General features: G+C 73.3%; 17 protein-coding genes. 7 read left to right on the top strand and 10 right to left on the bottom strand.

The genetic code is table 11. From position 1 onward, the window contains the following. On the top strand, positions 1-965 hold a 965-nt coding region (locus CCS38_RS10960; RefSeq protein WP_223733034.1), incomplete at its 5' end, for an NADH:flavin oxidoreductase/NADH oxidase. Positions 966-1,037: 72 nt separating this feature from the next. Here CCS38_RS10960 and CCS38_RS10955 read toward each other — a convergent pair. Continuing rightward, positions 1,038-2,147 carry an alkene reductase gene (locus CCS38_RS10955; RefSeq protein WP_223733033.1) on the bottom strand — a complete coding sequence of 370 codons (1,110 nt, stop codon included), beginning with the start codon at positions 2,145-2,147 and terminating at the stop codon, positions 1,038-1,040. 71 nt (positions 2,148-2,218) lie between these two features. Here CCS38_RS10955 and CCS38_RS10950 point away from each other — a divergent pair, with 71 nt between their 5' ends. Together CCS38_RS10950 and CCS38_RS10945 are read left to right on the top strand one after the other, a co-directional pair. Next, positions 2,219-2,590: a MerR family transcriptional regulator gene (locus CCS38_RS10950; RefSeq protein ID WP_223733086.1), complete on the top strand. Its 372-nt coding sequence runs from the start codon at positions 2,219-2,221 to the stop codon at positions 2,588-2,590. A gap of 24 nt (positions 2,591-2,614) precedes the next feature. Continuing rightward, positions 2,615-3,940 carry a sensor histidine kinase gene (locus tag CCS38_RS10945; RefSeq protein WP_443742951.1) on the top strand — a complete coding sequence of 442 codons (1,326 nt, stop codon included), beginning with the start codon at positions 2,615-2,617 and terminating at the stop codon, positions 3,938-3,940. 43 nt (positions 3,941-3,983) lie between these two features. On the opposite strand, the gene CCS38_RS10940 is transcribed toward CCS38_RS10945, so the two are convergent. The 9 genes from CCS38_RS10940 to CCS38_RS10900 all read right to left on the bottom strand — a co-directional run bounded on the left by CCS38_RS10940 (position 3,984) and on the right by CCS38_RS10900 (position 15,013). After that, on the bottom strand, positions 3,984-5,000 hold the full coding sequence (locus tag CCS38_RS10940) for an iron-containing redox enzyme family protein (RefSeq protein ID WP_223733031.1): 1,017 nt from the start codon (positions 4,998-5,000) through the stop codon (positions 3,984-3,986). Next, a complete protein-coding gene (locus tag CCS38_RS10935; protein WP_223733030.1) occupies positions 4,997-6,592 on the bottom strand; it encodes an FAD-dependent oxidoreductase in 1,596 nt (531 codons plus the stop codon). Before CCS38_RS10935 ends, CCS38_RS10940 begins: the two co-directional genes overlap by 4 nt. Further along, a complete protein-coding gene (locus CCS38_RS10930; protein WP_223733029.1) occupies positions 6,589-8,085 on the bottom strand; it encodes a GMC family oxidoreductase N-terminal domain-containing protein in 1,497 nt (498 codons plus the stop codon). The genes CCS38_RS10935 and CCS38_RS10930 overlap by 4 nt, the downstream gene beginning before the upstream one ends. Further along, positions 8,082-8,507, bottom strand: a complete 426-nt coding sequence (locus CCS38_RS10925; protein WP_223733028.1) for a hypothetical protein — start codon at positions 8,505-8,507, stop codon at positions 8,082-8,084. The genes CCS38_RS10930 and CCS38_RS10925 overlap by 4 nt, the downstream gene beginning before the upstream one ends. Beyond that, the gene (locus CCS38_RS10920) at positions 8,504-9,925 is read right to left on the bottom strand and encodes an aspartate aminotransferase family protein (RefSeq protein WP_223733027.1); all 1,422 of its coding nucleotides are present in this window, start codon (positions 9,923-9,925) and stop codon (positions 8,504-8,506) included. The genes CCS38_RS10925 and CCS38_RS10920 overlap by 4 nt, the downstream gene beginning before the upstream one ends. Beyond that, positions 9,922-11,319, bottom strand: coding sequence for an NAD(P)/FAD-dependent oxidoreductase (locus tag CCS38_RS10915; RefSeq protein ID WP_223733026.1), 1,398 nt, complete (start codon positions 11,317-11,319; stop codon positions 9,922-9,924). The genes CCS38_RS10920 and CCS38_RS10915 overlap by 4 nt, the downstream gene beginning before the upstream one ends. Further along, entirely contained in the window at positions 11,316-12,290 is a 975-nt protein-coding gene (locus CCS38_RS10910) for a glycosyltransferase family 2 protein (RefSeq protein WP_223733025.1), read from the bottom strand. The genes CCS38_RS10915 and CCS38_RS10910 overlap by 4 nt, the downstream gene beginning before the upstream one ends. Positions 12,291-12,353: 63 nt before the next feature. Further along, positions 12,354-13,589, bottom strand: coding sequence for a DegT/DnrJ/EryC1/StrS family aminotransferase (locus tag CCS38_RS10905; protein ID WP_223733024.1), 1,236 nt, complete (start codon positions 13,587-13,589; stop codon positions 12,354-12,356). A gap of 50 nt (positions 13,590-13,639) precedes the next feature. Further along, positions 13,640-15,013: a GNAT family N-acetyltransferase gene (locus tag CCS38_RS10900; RefSeq protein ID WP_223733023.1), complete on the bottom strand. Its 1,374-nt coding sequence runs from the start codon at positions 15,011-15,013 to the stop codon at positions 13,640-13,642. Positions 15,014-15,386: 373 nt separating this feature from the next. Here CCS38_RS10900 and CCS38_RS10895 point away from each other — a divergent pair, with 373 nt between their 5' ends. The 4 genes from CCS38_RS10895 to CCS38_RS10880 all read left to right on the top strand — a co-directional run. Next, positions 15,387-15,713, top strand: coding sequence for a hypothetical protein (locus CCS38_RS10895; RefSeq protein WP_223733022.1), 327 nt, complete (start codon positions 15,387-15,389; stop codon positions 15,711-15,713). A gap of 154 nt (positions 15,714-15,867) precedes the next feature. Next, positions 15,868-16,326, top strand: coding sequence for an SRPBCC family protein (locus CCS38_RS10890; protein ID WP_308050789.1), 459 nt, complete (start codon positions 15,868-15,870; stop codon positions 16,324-16,326). Positions 16,327-16,475: 149 nt separating this feature from the next. Then, the gene (locus CCS38_RS10885) at positions 16,476-16,946 is read left to right on the top strand and encodes a cation:proton antiporter regulatory subunit (RefSeq protein ID WP_030261727.1); all 471 of its coding nucleotides are present in this window, start codon (positions 16,476-16,478) and stop codon (positions 16,944-16,946) included. Positions 16,947-16,948: 2 nt separating this feature from the next. Continuing rightward, positions 16,949-18,162 (top strand): cation:proton antiporter (locus CCS38_RS10880; protein WP_223733021.1); only part of this gene is annotated, 1,214 nt, incomplete at its 3' end.

Raw genomic sequence — 18,162 nt, 5'->3', positions numbered from 1 at the left:
ACCTGGCGGCCCGCGCCGTCGGCGGCACGGGCCTGATCATCACCGAGGCCACCGCCGTCAGCCCCGAGGGTCGCATCAGCCCGTATGACCTGGGGCTGTGGAACGACACCCAGGTCGCGGCCTTCCGTCGGATCACCGACTTCGTCAAGGCGCAGGGTGCGACCATTGGTGTGCAAATAGCTCATGCTGGGCGTAAGGCGAGCACCGAGCGGACCTGGGTGGACCGGGGTGCGCCGATTGCCCCCGGTGAGGGGCACGGGTGGCAGCCGGTCGGGCCGAGTCCGGTGGCGTTCGACGGGAAGTCGACGGAGCCGGTGGAGCTGTCCGTGGCGGAGATCAAGGAGATCGTGGAGCAGTTCGCCGAGACCGCGCGGCGCGCGGTGGACGCGGGGTTCCAGGTCGCCGAGATTCATGGTGCGCACGGGTACCTGATCAATGAGTTCCTGTCGCCGTTCACGAACCGGCGCACCGATGAGTACGGCGGGTCGTACGAGAACCGGGTGCGGTTCGCGCTGGAGGTCGTGGACGCGGTGCGTGCGGTGTGGCCGGAGGAGCTGCCGCTCTTCTTCCGGATCTCGGCGACCGACTGGCTGTCGGAGAACGCGGAGGACGAGCGGGAGGGGTGGACTGCCGAGGACACCGTGCGGTTCGCGGCCGAGCTCAAGGCGCACGGCGTCGACCTGCTGGACACCTCCACGGGTGGCAATGCGCCCGACGCGAAGATCACGGCGGTGCCGGGGTACCAGGTGCCGTTCGCCACGCAGGTCAAGAAGGAGACCGGGCTGCCGGTGGGGGCCGTGGGTCTGATCACCGAGGCGCAGCAGGCCGAGAAGGTCATCGTGGACGGGGAGGCCGATGCCGTGCTGATCGGCCGGGAGCTGCTGCGGAACCCGTACTTCGCCCAGCAGGCCGCCCGCGAGCTGGGCGCCACGCCGCACGTGGCCCAGCAGTACCACCGCGCCTGAGCGAGTGATGTCAGTGTCAGCGGGGATCGGCGTCCGAGGGGCGCCGGTCCCCGCTTTGCCGTTGCCCGCCGGTCAAGTCGTCCCCAGCGCCGGGTAGTCCGTGTAGCCCGTCTCGCCGCCCACGTACATCAGGTACTTGTTGCGCAGGGGGTTGAGCGGCGCGTGCGTGCGGAGGCGGGTGACCAGGTCGGGGTTGGCCAGGAAGGGGCGGCCCAGCGCGATGAGGTCGGCGCCTGCGGAGAGGAGGCGTTCGGCCTCGTGCCTGCCGCCGTCGGCGGGGAAGGGGTCGGGCAGTACCGGGTTGGCGATCAGGGTGCCCGGCCAGTGCTTGCGGATGTGTTGGTAGGTGGGCTGGTCGGGGTCCGCGAAGGCTACGTGCAGGTAGGCCAGGTTGCTGTCGGACAGTGCGGTGATGAGTGCCGGGTAGATGTCGGCGGTGTCGGATTCGTGGATGCCGTTGACCGTGTTGCCGGGGGAGATGCGAAGGCCCACTCGGTCGGGGCCGATCGCGTCGGCGACGGCTCGGACCACCTCGGTCACGAAGCGGATGCGGCCGGCCACGGTGCCGCCGTACGCGTCGGTGCGGTGGTTGGTGTTCTTGGCCAGGAACTGGTGGAGAAGGTGGCCGTTGGCGCTGTGCACCTCGACACCGGCGAAGCCCGCGGCGAGGGCGTTGCGTGCGGCGGCGGCGAAGTCGGCGACGGTGGTGCGGATGTCGTCGGTGGTCATCTCGCGGGGGACGACGGCGGGTTGGCGGCCGGTGGGCGTGTGGATCGTTTCCGGGAGGGGGATCGGCGAGGGGGCGAGGGGCACCAGGCCGCTGTTGTCGGGATGGCCGACCCGGCCGCCGTGCTGGAGCTGCAGGAACATCCGGCCGCCCGCGGCGTGCACGGCATCGGTGACCTGCCGCCAGCCGGCCACATGGGCCGCGTTGTGAATCGCGGTGATGTTCGGGTACGTCTGCCCGACGGCGTTCGGCGTGGACGCCTCGGCGATGATCAGCCCGGCGGAGGCGCGCTGCGTGTAGTACGTGGTCATCATCGGGGTGGGGACACCGTCGGCGGTGGCGCGATTGCGGGTCAGCGGCGCCATGACCAGGCGATTCGGTAGCTGAAGGGGGCCGAGTCGAGCCGGGGTGAAGAGGCGGGAGGCGGCTGTTGCGACCGGTGTTGTGTTCGTCATGACCGTACGGTAGAAGTTGACACCGGTGTCAGGTTCAAGCCCTCAGAAGGGGCTGGGATGTGGGGTGCGCGATGCGGATCGGTGAGCTGGCCCGGCGTACGGGAGTGAGCGAGCGCTCGCTGCGGTACTACGAGAAGCAGGGGCTGCTGACGGCGGAGCGTACCGCCGGCGGGCACCGCGAGTTTCCCGGCAGCGCCGTCGACCGTGTCATCCGCATCCAGGAGCTCTTCGCCGCCGGGCTGTGCAGCGCGAAGATCGGGCAGCTGCTGCCGTGCATGCGGGACACCGACGGGGGGCCGTCCGAGATCGCCACGCCGCGGCTGGTCGCCGACCTCACGACGGAGCGGGGGCGCATCGACCGGATGATCGCCGATCTGGTCCGCTCGCGTGACGTGCTGGACGACGTGATCGCGGCGGCGTCAGTGGATGAGGGGAACCGTTGACCGGGTGCCGCCTATCCTCGCCGGGTGAGTACCAGCAGTCGCAGTGAGCGCGTTCGTTACGTTGCCCGGTCCGTCCGGGGTATCCGGTCCTGGGTGGTCGTGTCGGAGGGGCATCCGGTGACGGCGCGGAAGCGTTCCGGGTGGCAGCCGTTGCGGTCGCCGGTCGTTGCGGATGTGGTCGTGACGGTGGCCGTGCTGGCGCTGTCGGTGTGGAACAGCGTCAAGAATCCGTATCTCGGGCCCGCGGCGCCGTGGGCGAACCTGCTGCTCGCCGGCGTGAGCGCGGTGCCGCTGCTGCTGCGGCGCCGGGTGCCCGAGGCGGTGCTCGCCTTGGCGTTCGTCGCGGAGGCGCTGCACATCTCGATCTTCGCCCTGCCGTGCGCGTACTACGCCGAGGGCGCGTACCGGGGGCCGCACAGCCGCCGGACGGTGTGGGTGACGGCGGGGGCGGGACTGCTGTACGTCATCCCCTGGGGCAACGCCGATGTCTGGTCGCATCCGCGGACCCTGCTCGGTGGGTTCCTGGTGAATTTTGTTCTTGCCATGCTGGTGCCGCTGCTTCTCGGTCTGTACATGGGCGAACGGCGGGCCGTGCTCGCGGGGCTGGTGGAACGGGCCGAGCGGGCGGAGCGGGAGCAGCGGCTGCTGGCCGAGGCCGCGCGCGCCGAGGAGCGGCAGCGGATCGCCGGGGAGATGCACGATGTCGTCTCGCACCAGGTGAGTCTGATCGTCGTGCACGCGAACGCGCTGGCCGCGGTGGCACACGACCCGAAGGTGACGGCCGAGGCCGCGGAGATCATCCAGACGGCCGGGCGGCAGGCGCTCACGGAGCTGCGCGAGATGCTCGGGCTGCTCAGAGGCGGGGAGGGGGCGGGCCCCGTGGACGCCGAGTCCCCGGCGGAGGCCGCCGAGGCGGAACCCGAAGCGCGCCCCGGTGCCGGGGTCGCCGTCGACCGGATCGCCGCGCTCGCCGACAGTTCCCGGGCCGCCGGGCTGCCCGTCTCGCTCCGTACCGAGGGCGAGCCGCGGCCGCTCGCCGAGCCGGTCGAGCGGGCCGCGTACCGGGTCGTGCAGGAGGCGCTGACGAACGTGCACAAGCACGCGCCCGGCGCGACGACGGACATCCGTGTCGTGTACGAGCCGCGGACGCTGCGGGTGAGTGTCACCAATGGCCCGGCGGAGGAGGTCCCCGACGGCAGCGGCCCCCTGCTGCCCAGCGGCGGTCACGGGCTGATCGGGCTGGGCGAGCGGGTGCGGCTGGCCGGCGGTGACATCGAGACGGGCGCGCCGGCCGACGGCGGCTTCCGGGTACTGGCGACGCTCCCCGCTTCCCCGCGGGCAACCGGCTGAGGCGGGCCCCGTGGCTCGTCGGCGGTGGCGGGCACCAGAGCCCCTACCGCCAGGCTTCGAGGTGCCGCAGCAGACGGTCGTACTGGCGCGTCCCCGCGTCGACGGCCAGGTGGGCGCCGCGCAGCACCTGGCACAGCTCGGCGGGTGACAGGCGGGGGCGCTGGGCGCGCAGCCCGTCGGAGAGTTCCTGACTGTGCCGCGGGTCGATGCGGGTGTGCGCGGTGAAGTAGAGGCGGGTGTCCTCGTCGTGCAGGCCCACCCGGTCCATGCCCTCCAGCAGCAGCCGGAAGTGCGGCTCGACCCAGCTCTCGAAGACGAAGAAGCAGCCGTACGCGGCCTGGGTGCGGGACGGGCGGGTGAGCAGCGCCGTGAACAGGTTGGAAGTGATCTTGGCGTACCAGGGATGGGTGTTGCGGTAGCGGGCCAGCTCCTCCCAGCCGGCGGCCGAGCCGAGCTGGCGGCGCAGCCAGTACGTGTGGAAGTTCTCCAGCCGGCCGCGGCCGCACTCGTCCCAGAGGTTGGCGGCGGCGACCGCCTTCTGCTTGCCCTGGAGGCCGACCACGAGGAGCGCGACCTCGTCGTCCACGACCTCGTTGCGGATCAGCTCGCAGCGCACGAAGTACTCGATCCGAGCGCGGGTCGCGTCCCGCGCCAGGTAGGGGAAGAGCGGGTGGCCGGCGCCGGGGTTGTCGGCGGCCAGCGCGTCCAGGTGGTCGGCCACCGCCTCCTGCGTGGTGAGGTCGGGTACCGGCGCCGGCGTGGCCCACGCGTCGAAGAGTTCGCGCTCCAGCCGGGTGCGGGCCGCGAACAGGGCGATCTCCAGGTCGTCGTCGCGGGTGAGGGTGGCCGGACCGTCGCGGTAGCCGAGGGACCGGGAGGTGAGGGTGGCCAGGTGTTCGTGCAGGAACCGGCCGTGCGCCTCGGGGTCGGTACGGAGCCGGGCCAGCCGCTCCGCCTGGGCGTCGGCCGGCGCGCTCAGGAACCGGGCCAGCTCGGGGGCCAGTCCCCGGAAGGGCCGTACGGGCGGCCAGTACAGGTCCTGAAGTGGCGGGGCGGTCATCGCGGTCCTCCCTTCTCCGCGCTCTTCGCCGCGATCTCCTCCACGACCTTCTCCGCGACGCGGAGCGCGTTGGCGGCGATGGTCAGGCCGGGGTTGACGGCCGCCGACGACGGGAACCACGAGCTGTCGGCGATCCAGAGGTTGGCCAGGTCGTGTGCCTTGCACGTCGGGTCGACGACGCTGGTGGCCGGGTCGGTGCCGGCTACCGCCGTACCGCACTGGTGCGAGGTGACGTCGATGCCCATACGCCGTGCGGAGATGAGGGGATAGCCGGCGCGGCGCATCATCCGGGCGGTCCTGCGCACGAGTTCGCGGTGCGGGGCGAGGTTGACCGGCCGCCACGCCACCCGGATCGCGCCGCTCGGGCCGACCGTGACGCGGTTGTCCGGGGCCGGCAGGTCCTCGCTCGTGAGGTAGAGGTCGACGCTGTGTCCGGTGAGGAACTCCAATAGCGGCGTGGGGAGACGGGGATGGAGGCCGCGGGCGGTGGCGGGGCCGAGCTTGCCAAGGGTCTGGACGTTGCCCAGGGGGCCGTGCGCGCCGTTCGCCAGGTACCAGTCGTTCAGGCCGAGCGTCTTCTGGAAGACCGTCCGGCTCGGGCGGCGTGGATCGACGGCGACGAGGAAGGTGCTGTTGTGCACCATGTAGTTGCGGCCGACCTGCCCGGAGGAGTTCGCCAGGCCCTCGGGCCGCCCGGTGCGGGAACGCAGCAGCAGCGCCGCCGTGTTGACCGCGCCGCAGGCCAGCACGTACCGGTCGGCGCGGATGCGCAGCTCCGTACCGTCGTGCCGGGCGGCGGCGACGGTCACCCGCCGCCCCGGCGGATCGGTCCGCAGCCCGGTCACGGTGGTACGGGTCAGCAGGGACACGTTCCCCGAGGCCAGCGCGGGCCGCAGCGCGCACACCTCCGCGTCGCTCTTGGCGCCCAGCAGGCACGGGAAGCCGTCGCAGGTGGCGCAGCGCACGCACGACCCGTCCGGGCGCAGGTCGATGCCGGTGGGCAGGTCGAAGGGGGCCAGGCCCTGCGCCCGCAGCGCGTCGGCCAGCGCGGCGACCGCCGGTTCGTGCGGCACGGCCGGATACGGGAAGCCGCCGGACCGCCAGGGCTCGGTGGGGTCCTGGCCGGCCGTGCCGTGCACCCGGTAGATCCGCTCGGCCTCGGCGTAGTACGGCTCCAGCTCTGCGTACGGGAAGGGCCAGGCCCGCGAGAGGCCCTCGGCGTGCCGCACCGGGCCGAAGTCCGCCTCCCGGAACCGCGGCAGGGTCGCCCCGAAGACCTTGGTGTTGCCGCCGACGTAGTAGTGCACGCCGGGCTGGAAGCGTCGCCCGGTGCCGGCGTCGTACCAGTGCTCGGCGTTGCGGTACCGCCGCTGGGTGAAGACGGCGTGCGGCGACCAGTTCGCCGCTTCCCGGGGCAGGAAGTCGCCGCGCTCGACGACGAGGATCCGGGCGCCGGAGTCGCGCAGCGCGTACGCCAGGGTGGCGCCGCCCATGCCGGCGCCGATGACCGCGATGTCGCAGTCCACCTCGGGACCGGAGGGCCGCAACAGCCCCGGGACGTCCGGGTGGTGGGCGGGTTCATCCGGTTTCATCGGTGCCTCCTTACCGGGCTCACCGGGCTCACCGGGGCCGTGAGGTGCCGGGCGGCGATCTCGTGCGCGAACGCCATGATCGTTCCCTGTGGGCTGATGCCGGTCGGGCCCGGCAGCACCGCGGCGTCGCAGACGTACAGATTGCGGAAGCCGTACGGGCGGCCGTCCGTGTCGCACACCCCGCCCCGCCCGGCCGGCCCCATCGGGCAGGACGCCATGGCGTGCACGGAGACCAGGTCCCAGCCGCGCGGATCGGACCGGCGGGCGAACTCCTCGGCGGCGCGCGGCGAATCCAGCACCCCGGGCGCCGGCGGGTACAGCTCGACGGCACCCGCCCGGAACAGCAGCCGCGCGGCGCGCACCAGCGCGAACCGCAGCAGATCCACGTCGTACGGGGTGAGGCGGTGGCGCAGCACGGTGCCCGCGCCGGGGAATCGGCCGACGCGTATCCGGCCCGTCATCCGGACCTGCACGGTGAAGACCGCCATCCGCTCCAGACCGGCCAGCGCCGCGTCGGTCACCGCAGGCCCCTGGCGCGCGAGCGCCGCCGCCAGCGACCCGGGCGTGAGGTTGGCGGCCATGACGTGGATGCCCAGCCCGTCGAACTCGCTGAGCTGGGCGGTGAAGATGGTGCCCCGCTCGGCGTGCAGCGCGGAGCCGAAGCGGACCGGCAGCCGCAGATTGACGTGGAAAGCCATGGCGCGCCCTGCCGTCCCGCGGTGGATGCCGCTGCGCTGGAGGAGAGCGGCGCTGCCGACCGCCCCGGCGGCGAGGAAGACCGTACGCGGCCGGTACCGCAGCGGCGCGCCGTCCGGCCCGACGGCCCGTACGGCGCGCACCGTACTGCCGTCGTGTTCCAGCCGCACGGCCCGCACGCCCGGTGCGATCCGCGCGCCGTACCGCTCGGCCTCCGGCAGATACGTCGTCGCCATCGTCCGCTTGGCGCCGGAGGGGCAGCCGGTGGGGCAGCGGTTGCGGTGCGCGCAGCCGGGTGCGGCGCGCCGGGCGAGCGTCCAGCCCCAGCCCAGCCCGTCGGCCGCGGCGGCCAGCAGCCGGGAGTCCTCGTTGCCCGCGCCGTGCCGCTGCGTGTCCACCGCCAGCCGCCGGGAGATCTCGCTCAGATGCCCGGCCAGGTGGCGGGCGCGGTAGCCGTCGGTGCCGAGGCCGTCCGCCCAGCGGTCCAGCAGCCCGGCCGGCGGCTCCCACAGCAGCCCGCCGTTGACCACGGTGGTGCCGCCCACGCAGCGGCCCTCGCCGTACGGGATGACGGGGCTGCCGAAGACCGGGGTGAGCCCCGCGTTGCGGTACAGGCGGCGCATGCTGTCGGCCGGTGCGGTGGCGGCGAGTTCGGCGGGGGAGACCCGCGGGCCCTCCTCCAGAACTTGGGGGTGGCGGCCCGCCCTGGCCAGCTCCAGCGCGGCGACCGCCCCGCCCGCGCCCGAACCGATCACCAGCGCTTCGCAGTCGACGGCGCGTGGCGTACGCCCGCTCATGTCGTGACCTCCGTCCGGACGGAGGGCGGCACGGGCGGTCCGGACGGCGGCGGTTCCGAGCCCGCCACCAGGCGGTCCGGCCCGCCGTCCAGCCCGCCGTACAGCGCCAGCGCCTCGGCCGACCGCAGCAGCAGCGCGCACCCCGGCAGCCGCGCCAGCCGCACGCTCCCGCGCGCCAGCGCTTCCGGTCCGGCCACCGTCACCCACCGGCCGGTGACCAGCAGGAACGCCAGTGGCAGGAGGCGGAGGGCGAGCCCGGCCGCGATCCGGTACGGACGCGGCTGGACCCGCAGACTGCCCGCGACATGGGCGGTGGCGCGCTCCCGCACCGCGCGGTCGCGCAGTACCGGATGGCGCGCGGCCCACACCGCGGGCAGCCCGCTCGCCGACAGGGCCCGCTCCAGCGCGGCCGCGGCCCTCATCGCCGTACCGCCTTGTCCTTGGCGAACGCCGCCAGCAGCCGGGGCGCGCCCTGGTCCAGTACGGCGTCCAGCGCCGCCAGGAAGACCTCGACCTCCTTGTCCCCGGCCACCAGCGGGGGCGCCACGATCAGCGGCAGGCCGTGGTTGGAGCCGTAGAAGGCCAGCACGTCGTGCTCCCGATACAGGGCGGCGATCACGGCGGCGGTGATCAGCTTGAGCCGCAGCCGCGGGTCCCGCGCGAAAGAGCCGGGCAGCAGCCGCAGTACGCGGTCCAGCGCAGGATGACCGGCCCGCAGGAACACGCCGTGCAGCGCGCCCCGTCCGGCCGTGCCCGCGACCAGTCCCGGGTGCCGGGCGGCGATCCGGGCCAGGCCGGCGGCGAGCTGCTCGCCGATCCGCACGGCCCGGCCCGGATAGTCGTCCTCGACCGCGATGGCCACCGCCTCCAGCGCCGTGACGGTCTCCTCCCCGAAGCCGTAGTACGTGGTGCTGTGCAGCGTCGCGTCGGCGAGGTTGTCGTACGCGGCGCGGAACAGCGCCTCGCGGGCGATGCAGCCCGAGATGGACGCCTTGCCGCCGCCGAAGGACTTGGAGGTGGTCAGCACGTCCGGGACCAGCTCCGGGTACCGCATGAAGTGGAAGAGCGTCCCCGTCCGGCCCCAGCCGGTGTACACCTCGTCGAAGACCAGCACGATGTCCCGCTCCGTGCACAGCCGCCGCACCTCGCGCAGGAACTCCTCGGAGCACTCGCGCAGCCCCGAGGCGCTGAACGGCTCCAGCACCACCGCGTACACATCGCTGGCGCCGTCCCCGGTGGTGTGCCGCTCCAGCGCGAGGACGAAGGAGTGCAGGTCGTCGTAGGCGAACGCGTCGGTGCCGGGCAGGCCGGGGAACGGGAAGTCCACCTCCGGCGACGCGGTGAGGCTGCCCGCGCCGAGCAGCTTGCCGTGGAAGGCGATGTCGGAGTGGAGCACCGTGCCGCGGCGGCCGCGGTGGTACTTGTACGCCAGCTTCACCGCGCCCTCGACCGCCTCGGCGCCGGAGTTCGGGAAGTAGCTGATGTTCAGGTCACCGGGGAGGAGTTGCGCGAGGTTGTGGGAGAGCGCGGCGACGTAGGGGGAGAGGAAGTTCTTGTGCACCTCCATCGCCTGGCGTTCGGCGAAGCGGCGGCGCGCGGCGAGGATGCGCGGGTGGTTGTGGCCATGGTTCAGCACGCCGATGCCGCCGGTGAAGTCCAGGATCCGGCGGCCGTCGCGCAGCGTGATCCAGCAGCCCTCGGCGCGTTCCGCCAGGTCGTGCCCGAAGCCGAAGGAGCCGATCAGCGACACCTGGCTGCGGCTGACGTAACGGCGGTACAGGCCGTGCACCTGACGCGGCGTCATGTACTGGCAGTCCTCGGCGGTGAAGAGGTCGGTCATGTGGCCGCTCCCGTGGTGAGCGGGGCGGGGTGCGCGGGCCGGGCCGCCGCGGCCCGGATGCGGTCGGCGATCAGCCGGCCGGCCCGCTGCCCGCCCCGGAGGGCGTAGTTGGTGCCCCGGTCCTCGGGGAAGACCTGGGCCATGCCGGCCAGGTAGAGGCCCGGCAGGGGGCTCTCGGTGGCGGGGACGGTCCGCGAGTAGTACCGGGTGATCACCGGCTGGGCGTGCTCCGCGCGCCACACGTGCCATCCGCGCACCCACTCCTCCCGGAAGGCGGGGAACATCCGGCGCAGATGGAGCAGGCTGTAGCGGTAGACCTGATCGTCCGGCATCCGGTACAGCCCGGCGTCCGCCGGCAGGTACGTGGACAGGTAGACGATGTGCCGTCCCCCGTAGTGCCACGCCGGGTCGAGGTTGGTGTGCTCGATGACGCCGACATAGGGGAAGCCGGGGTCGGTGACGTTGAGCCAGTAGGTGTCCGACAGCGGCCGGTCGTTCTCCAGCACCAGGCAGATGTTGGCCAGGTACGGGATCGCGGCGAGCTGCCGCCGGAGGGCGGGGACGGCGGGGTGGGCCGGCTCCTGCCGGGCCAGCAGAGCGGCGGCCGGGCCGGGCGCGGTGGTCACCAGCACCCGCCGCGCGTCGTACCGTGTGCCGTCCGCCCGTACACCGGTCACCCCGCGCGGCCCGGCCAGTACGTCCGTGACCGGGCAGGACGTGCGGATGCGGACCCCCAGCCGGGCCAGCTCCGGCAGCCAGGCGGCCAGCAGCGCGCCGCACCCGCCGCGCAGGTAGTACAGCACCTCGTGGCCCGCACGGCTGCGGCTGCCGCCGCGCAGATGCAGCTTGGTCCACATCCAGGTCGCGCCGACCTCCGGCGCGTACTCCCCGAACTTGCCCTCCAGGAGCGGCCGCCAGACCCGGTCGTACACCCGGCGGCCGCCCAGCCCCACCAGCCACTCCTCGGCCGTCAGTGCCTCCAGCTCCCGCCAGTGCCGCACCCGCCCGGCCCGCAGCACCGACCGGCCGAGCCGGAGCCGGTCCACCACGGGCAGCGGCGCGAACCGGGCCACGTCCAGCGGCGTGGACAGCCGGTGGATGCCGCCCGCGTGGTAGAAGCCGGTACGGCCCGCGTGCCGCTCCACGAGGTGGCCGCAACCCAGCTCCGTACAGAGCCGGAAGATGTCCGTGTCGGAGGCGAACCAGTGGTGGTAGAAGCGCTCCAGCTGCCGCCCGCCGACCGGGAAGGTGCCCGCGAGACCGCCCACCCGGTCGTCCGCCTCCAGGACCAGGCAGCGCAGCCCCGCCCGGCCCAGCTCGTGTGCCGCCGCGAGCCCGGTGAAGCCGGCGCCCACGACGATGACGTCCCAGCCGCCGCCGGACGCGGTGCTCATTGCGCCGCCCGGTCCTGTGCGCTGCGGGCCACGGCCAGCGGTCGTACGGTGCCGTCCGGCACGGTCCTGGCGGGCTGCGGCGGGTGCCGTTCCAGCAGGACGTACGGGGGCCGGCCGCGCAGCTCGCGGTGGACCAGCCGCAGATACTCGCCGAGCAGGCCCAGCAGCACCGCCTCGCAGCCGAACGTCCAGGCGGCCAGCGGCAGCCGGTGGCGGCGGACGGCGGCGGTCATCGCCGCGCCGCCCAGCCAGGTGAGGCCGATGACGGCCGGCACCCGGGCGGGCGCGGGCGAGCAGGACACCAGGCCGCGCCGCGAGAGATCGGCCATCTTCCGCAGCGAGTACTTCGACCGTCCCGCCGGGCGCGGCAGCCGCTCGTACGCCACGCTGGTCTCCGGGAACCCCGCCCAGCACACCGAGCCGCGCAAGTACGGCTCCCCTTCGGGGAGTTCGGTGAGCAGCCGGACGACGGCCCGGTCCAGCAGCCGGAAGTCGCCGGTGTCCAGGGCCACCGGCTGATCGGCGAGCGCGGCCAGCAGCCGGTAGTAGACGTGCGCGGTGACGACCTTGAAGCGGCTCTCCCCGGCCCGCGAGGTGCGCCGTGCCGACACCACCGACCAGCCGGCCCGCCACCGCTCGACCAGCTCCGGGATCAGCTCGGGCGGGTCCTGGAGATCGGCGTCCATGGTGATCACCGCGTCCCCGGCCGCGGCCCGCAGCCCGGCCAGGATCGCCTGCTGGTGGCCGAAGTTCCGGGTCAGCCGGAGGAGCCGGACCGCCGGGTCGCCGCCGGTGACGGAGGCCAGCGTGCGCCAGGTGCCGTCCCGGCTGCCGTCGTCGACGTAGACCACCTCGTGCGCGCAGTCCGGGAGGCGGCGCAGCACGGCGGTGAGCCGCCGGTGCGTCCGCTCCAGCACCGCCTCCTCGTCGTAGCACGGCACCACCACGCTGATCAGCGGGGTCGAGGGCATGTCGTCTCCTCACGTCGGGCGGGGACCCGGCCGGTTCGAGGGCCGGCCGGGGCCCGTACTGCGTCAGCCCAGTACCTCGTCGGCCGTGGCCCGGAAGCGCTCGGCGGCAGCGGCGATCTCGTCCGGCCCGCTGAACACGGTGACGCCCACGTCCGCGCCCAGATAGGTGTCCGACAGGCCCACGGTGAGGGCCACCGCGCGGCCCAGGACGTCGTCGGTACGGGGGAGGGCGCCGGGGCGGAAGTCCTGGCGCCGCCAGGCCGGTTCCGGGCGCCGGGACGGGCAGGGCCGGGTGTCACCGGCGGCCAGGGCGCGCAGCTCCGGCAGCCCGCCGTAGTAGTGCTTGGGCGAGTGCAGCAGCGTCTTCGTGCCCAGCCGCTTCGCCACGGCCTCGGCCGCAGCGCGCTCCTCGAAGAGATGGACCAGTACGGTCGCGCAGTCCCCGGCGGGGTCGTGCGACGGACGGCGGACGACCCCGTCCCGCGGGGGGATGAGCGCGGCCAGCGCGTCCCGCTGCGCCCGGGTGCGGGCGAGGACGGTGTCCAGCCGGGCCAGCTGGGCGCGGGCGACCGCCGCCGTCAGCTCGGTCATCCGCAGATTCAGCCCCAGCATCCGGTCGCCGGACCCCTCCTCCGCGCGGTACGGGAACCAGCCGTGGTCGTGGAAGCCGTAAGCACGCTGGAAGGTGCGCTCGTCGGCGGCCAGCAGGAACCCGCCGTCGCAGGCCGTGACCACCTTGAACATATTGAGCGAGAACGCGCCGGCCCGGCCGAAGCTGCCCAGCGGCCGGCCGCGGTACGTCCCGCCGCACGCCTGCGCCGCGTCCTCCAGCACCAGCAGCCCGTGCTCCTCCGCGATCTCCAGCAGCGCGGCCATGTCGCAGGGCGCGCCCAGCATGTGGAGGGGCATCAGCGCCTTCGTGCGCGGTGTGATGCGGGCCCGGACGTCGGCCGGATCCAGGGTCAGCGTCTCGTCGATCTCCGCCACGACGGGCGTCGCCCCGCAGTGCACGATGGCGGCGACCGAGGCGACGTAGAGGTACCCGGGGACGATGACCTCGTCGCCGGGGCCGATGCCCAGCGCCGCCAGCGCCGTGAGCAGCGCCGAGGTGCCGCTGTTGACGGACAGGCAGTACGGGCTCGCCAGGCGGCGCGCGGCCTCCTCCTCGAACAGCCGGGTCTGGGTGATCTCTCCGAGGGGGTAGGAGGGCGCCGCGGTCGTGCGCGACCACGTGTTCAATACCTGCTGGACGTTGGCGCGTTCCTCGTCCCCGAAGAAGGCGTAGCCGGGACCGGGCATGGGCGGGCTCCTCAGATCGGCGGATGCGACCGCTGGTCGTGGACGGGGTGTCAGAACACGACGGGGCAGTACGGTGCCGGGTCGTGCCGGAAGGCGGCAGCGGCGGCACGCACCGCGCCGGGGCGCAGCTCCGCCACCCGGCCGGCCCGCGCCAGCTGCACCAGAGAACTGCCGCCGAGCAGGACGGCGCCCAGCTCCCGTGCCGTGAGCGCCAGATCGGCATGCGCGCGGGTCCGGACGCAGTCGGCTCCCGTGGTGCCCGTGATGAGCCGCCACCGGCCCTCGTTCCACGGGCAGAGCGGGTCCGTCACCTCCAGGACGACCTCGGCCTCGGCGGCGTAGCCGCGGCCGGACAGCGCGCGGTCGACGTCGACGGCCCGGGCGTAGAGCTGGTCGCGGACGGTCGGCGCCGCGCTGCGCGGATCCGCGAGCAGGGCCAGTACCGGATCGTCGACCGGGCGGGCGCCCGCGGTGACCGTGCCGCTGAGATCGACGTCCAGCAGCGCCCGCCACAGGAAGGCGTAGGCGGCCGGGTCGCAGGCGCTCAACTCCTGTACGGAGACGGTGTACCGGGGGCAGGAGTGGGTCCAGCCCGCGGTGAGTCGGTAGAGGGCGTAGCCGCGTGGGCCCGCGCCGTCCGTCGCGAGCATGCACAGCAGGCGTCCGGCGCCGCCGCGGTCGGCGGGCGGGTCGGCGAGGGCGCGGCGCAGCCAGGCGCCTTCGCGGCGCAGCATTCCGGGGCGCTCGGCCAGGCAGGCGCGGCAGACCGCGGCGATGGCCGCCGCGGCCTCGGCGGGCGAGGTGACCTCCAGGGTGAGCGGCGGGCCGTCGTCCGCCGGGCCCTCGGTGAGCTCGCGGGCCTCCAGCGGGATGGTGAGGGCGACGGCCTGGCTGGCCGCGCCGAAGCCGAAGCGGCCGTAGAGGGCCGGCTCGGTGGAGTTGAGGACCGCGACCGGCTCGGCCTGTGTGGTGTGCAGGTCGGTGAGGACCCGCAGGATCATGTCGCGCATCAGGCCGCGGCGGCGGTGCGCGGGGGAGACGGCCACGTAGCCGATGCCGAAGACGGGGCGCGGGCCGGTGCCGGGCAGCGTCATGTCCAGGGAGTAGCCGGCCAGCGTGGCGCAGGGCCGGCCCGCTGCGCATGCGAGGAGCGAGCGCTTGGGCTCCAGCAACTCGGCGACGGCCGCGCGGTGTTCCGGTGAATGGTCGTATCCGCCGTAGGCGAGTCCCACCACCTCGGTGAAATCGGACCAGTCGTCGGGGGCGCGGAAGTCGTAATCCGGTGACGGCGGTTTCGAAGGCAGCGGTTCCGGTGGCAGCGATCCCGAAGGCAGCGATTCCGAAGGCAGGGATTCCGAAGAGAATGGTGAGGAAGAATGCACAGGACACCTCCGACCGATTCCGGCTGATGTCCGTACGGACATCACAACGGGAAAAGGGATTCAGTCGGCGCGGAGGACGGGCAGGCCGTACTGCCCGATGTCGAGGTCTTTTTCCGCCGGAGCGGACACCGCCTTGCGGAAAGGACCGCCGCGAGGCCCGGATCGCGGTCTCCTCATGCGCCGATGAACCGATTCGGGGCCGCCAGAGGCTGCTAACCACAGTCTTGAGACGGCCCCTGGCTGTCAACCCCCGGCGCCCGGAACTCCCCGGTCAACGGCGATTCCGGCCATTCCGGCCGGGGCCGGTGACGCGCTTTTCGTATCCGGCCATTCTCTCCCGAACGGCCTTGCGCGGCTCGGCTGTCCAACCAGACTCGGAACAGCGGCCGCCAGGGCCGAATGAGCTGTACATGACGTGACGGGAGTCGCGATGACCAACGGCAAGCTCGTTTCCGGAAGGACAGCGCCTGGAGAGGGATGGGTCGCCTACCCCGACCGCAACGGTGACGGCGTGTACCTCGACGTCGACACCTCGGAAGGAAAATTCACCACGACGCCCGCGTATATCGCGGCCCTCACCGGTGACGACCGCATGTGGATGACCACCGGCGGCAACACGGTCTATGCCGCCACCCCGACCGGCTTCCGCATTTATGTGCGGCGCGTGGACCGGCAGGCGATCGACCCCGAGTACGCCGCCAAGAACGGCTGGCACATCGCCTGGATCGCGGCCGAGGTCTGAGCCGCGCGGGCCGCGTCCCATGAGCGGCCGTCGGTCGATAGCCCGGCCGGGTGGGGTACGGCCGCGCAGCTCTCCGGCGGCTGCTCGTTCCACGGCTACGGCCGGTGCAGCGGATACGCTCGGCGGCGCCGTGAATCGACGAGCCGAGGACGCCATGACCGAGAGACCGGCCTTTGCCTACGTCACGTACATCGAGAGCACGCCGGAGAAGGTCTGGCACGCGCTGACCGACCCCGAGCTGACGGCCGCGTACTGGGGCCACAGTAACGTCTCGGACTGGCGGACCGGCTCGCCCTGGGAGCATCAGCGCACGGACGGCTCCGGCATCGCCGACGTCGTCGGGCTGGTCGTCGAGAGCGCCCCGCCGCGGCGGCTGGTCACGACGTGGGCCGAGCCGGGGGAGGAGCCGCCCGGCGGCCCGTCCACGGTCACCTTCGGCATCGAGGCGTACGGCGGCATCGTCCGGCTCACCGTGACCCACGAGAACCTGGCCGACGAGGCCGAGCGCGCGGCCGCGGCCGGCGGCTGGGCGGCGGTCCTCTCCAACCTCAAGACCCTCCTCGAAACCGGCAGCCCGCTCCCCGAAGAGCCCTGGCACATGCCGGCCTCCTGAAAGCCGGACCCCTGAGCCCCCCTGGCGCGACACCCCGGTGTACTCACCAAGCATCTGTAATGATGGGGTAAAGCGTAATGATCAGGTAAAGGAGGCCGCGTCCGGCCCGCGCCACGGCGCTGCCCGGCGCGGCACCCGGGGAGGACACAATGGGGACGCGACGCACTTCGCTGCCGGGCGTCGGCACGCGGTACGACTTCACCACGCACGCCGGACAGCACCTGTCCGTGGTGGTACACCACGACGGACGCCGCTTCATCGGCTTCTACGCGGCCGATGACCCCGATACCTGCCAGTCCTCGGTCCCCTTGGAACGGGAGGAGGCGACAGCGCTTGCGCACCTCATCGACCCGGCACCGCTGGACGCCGTCCGCACCGACGGCATCGACCTGGTCACCGAGCACATCCAGATAGGCAGCCGCTCCCCGTACGGCGGCCGGCTGCTCGGCGACACCGGGGCCCGCACCCGTACCGGCGCGTCCATCGTCGCGGTGCTGCGCCGCACGAGCGCCCACCCGTCCCCGGGCCCCGATTTCCGATTCGCCATCGGCGACACCCTCGTCGCGGTCGGCACCCGCGAGGGCGTCGACGCCCTCGCCGCGATCATCGCCGGAGGCTGACCATGCACGAGACCACCGCACTGCTCGTGGAGTTCGGCGCCGTCATCCTCGTCCTCGGCCTCCTCGGACGGCTGGCCGGCCGGGTCGGCCTCTCACCCATACCCCTGTACCTCCTCGCCGGGCTCGCCTTCGGGCACGGCGGACTGCTGCCCCTCAACGCCAGCGAGGAGTTCGTCGGCGTCGGCGCCGAGATCGGCGTCATCCTGCTGCTGCTCCTCCTCGGCCTCGAATACAGCGCCTCCGAGCTGGTCACCAGCCTCAGGACGCAATACCCGTCCGGGGCCGTCGACTTCCTGCTGAACGCCGTACCCGGCGCGGTCGCCGCGCTGCTGCTGGGCTGGGGCCCGGTCGCCGCCGTCGCGCTGGCCGGCGTCACCTGGATCTCCTCCTCCGGCGTCATCGCCAAGGTCCTCACCGACCTCGGCCGGCTCGGCAACCGCGAGACCCCCGTCATCCTCGGCGTCCTCGTCCTCGAAGACCTCTCCATGGCGTTCTATCTGCCGCTGCTGACCGCCCTGCTGGCGGGCGTCGGGCTCGCGGGCGGCAGCGTCACGCTGCTCATCGCGCTCGGCGCCGTGGGCATCGTCCTCTACCTCGCGCTCCGGCACGGCCGGCTGATCAGCCGCTGGGTCTCCTCGGACAACCCCGAGATGCTGCTCCTGGTCGTCCTCGGGCTGACCGTGCTCGTCGCGGGCATCGCGCAGGAACTCCAGGTCTCCGCGGCGGTCGGCGCGTTCCTCGTCGGCATCGCGCTGTCCGGCGAGGTCGCCGAGGGCGCACGCAAGCTCCTCATGCCGCTGCGCGACCTCTTCGCCGCGATCTTCTTCGTCTTCTTCGGCCTGTCCACCGACCCGACCGCCATCCCGCCGGTACTGCTCCCGGCGCTGCTGCTCGCCGCCGTCACCACCGTGACCAAGATCCTCACGGGCTGGTACGCGGCCCGGCGCGCCGGCATCGGGCCGAACGGGCGGCTGCGCGCGGGCGGCGCGCTCGTCGCACGCGGTGAGTTCTCCATCGTCATCGCCGGGCTCACCACGGCCGTCGAGCCGCGGATCGGCCCCATCGCCACCGCCTACGTCCTGATCATGGTCATCCTCGGCCCGCTGACCGCGCGCTGGGCGGCACCGGCGGTGAACCGCGCGCGGACCGGCCTGCTGCCGCTCTTCGGCATCACCTCCCGCAAGTCCGCCACACCGGCGCCGAACGCCCCGAAGAC

This window comes from Streptomyces purpurogeneiscleroticus, assembly GCF_020024005.1.
Taxonomy (GTDB): Bacteria; Actinomycetota; Actinomycetes; order Streptomycetales; family Streptomycetaceae; genus Streptomyces; species Streptomyces purpurogeneiscleroticus.
The sequence above is the reverse complement of the archived record's forward strand: the minus strand, read 5'-3'. Positions and strand labels throughout refer to the sequence as shown.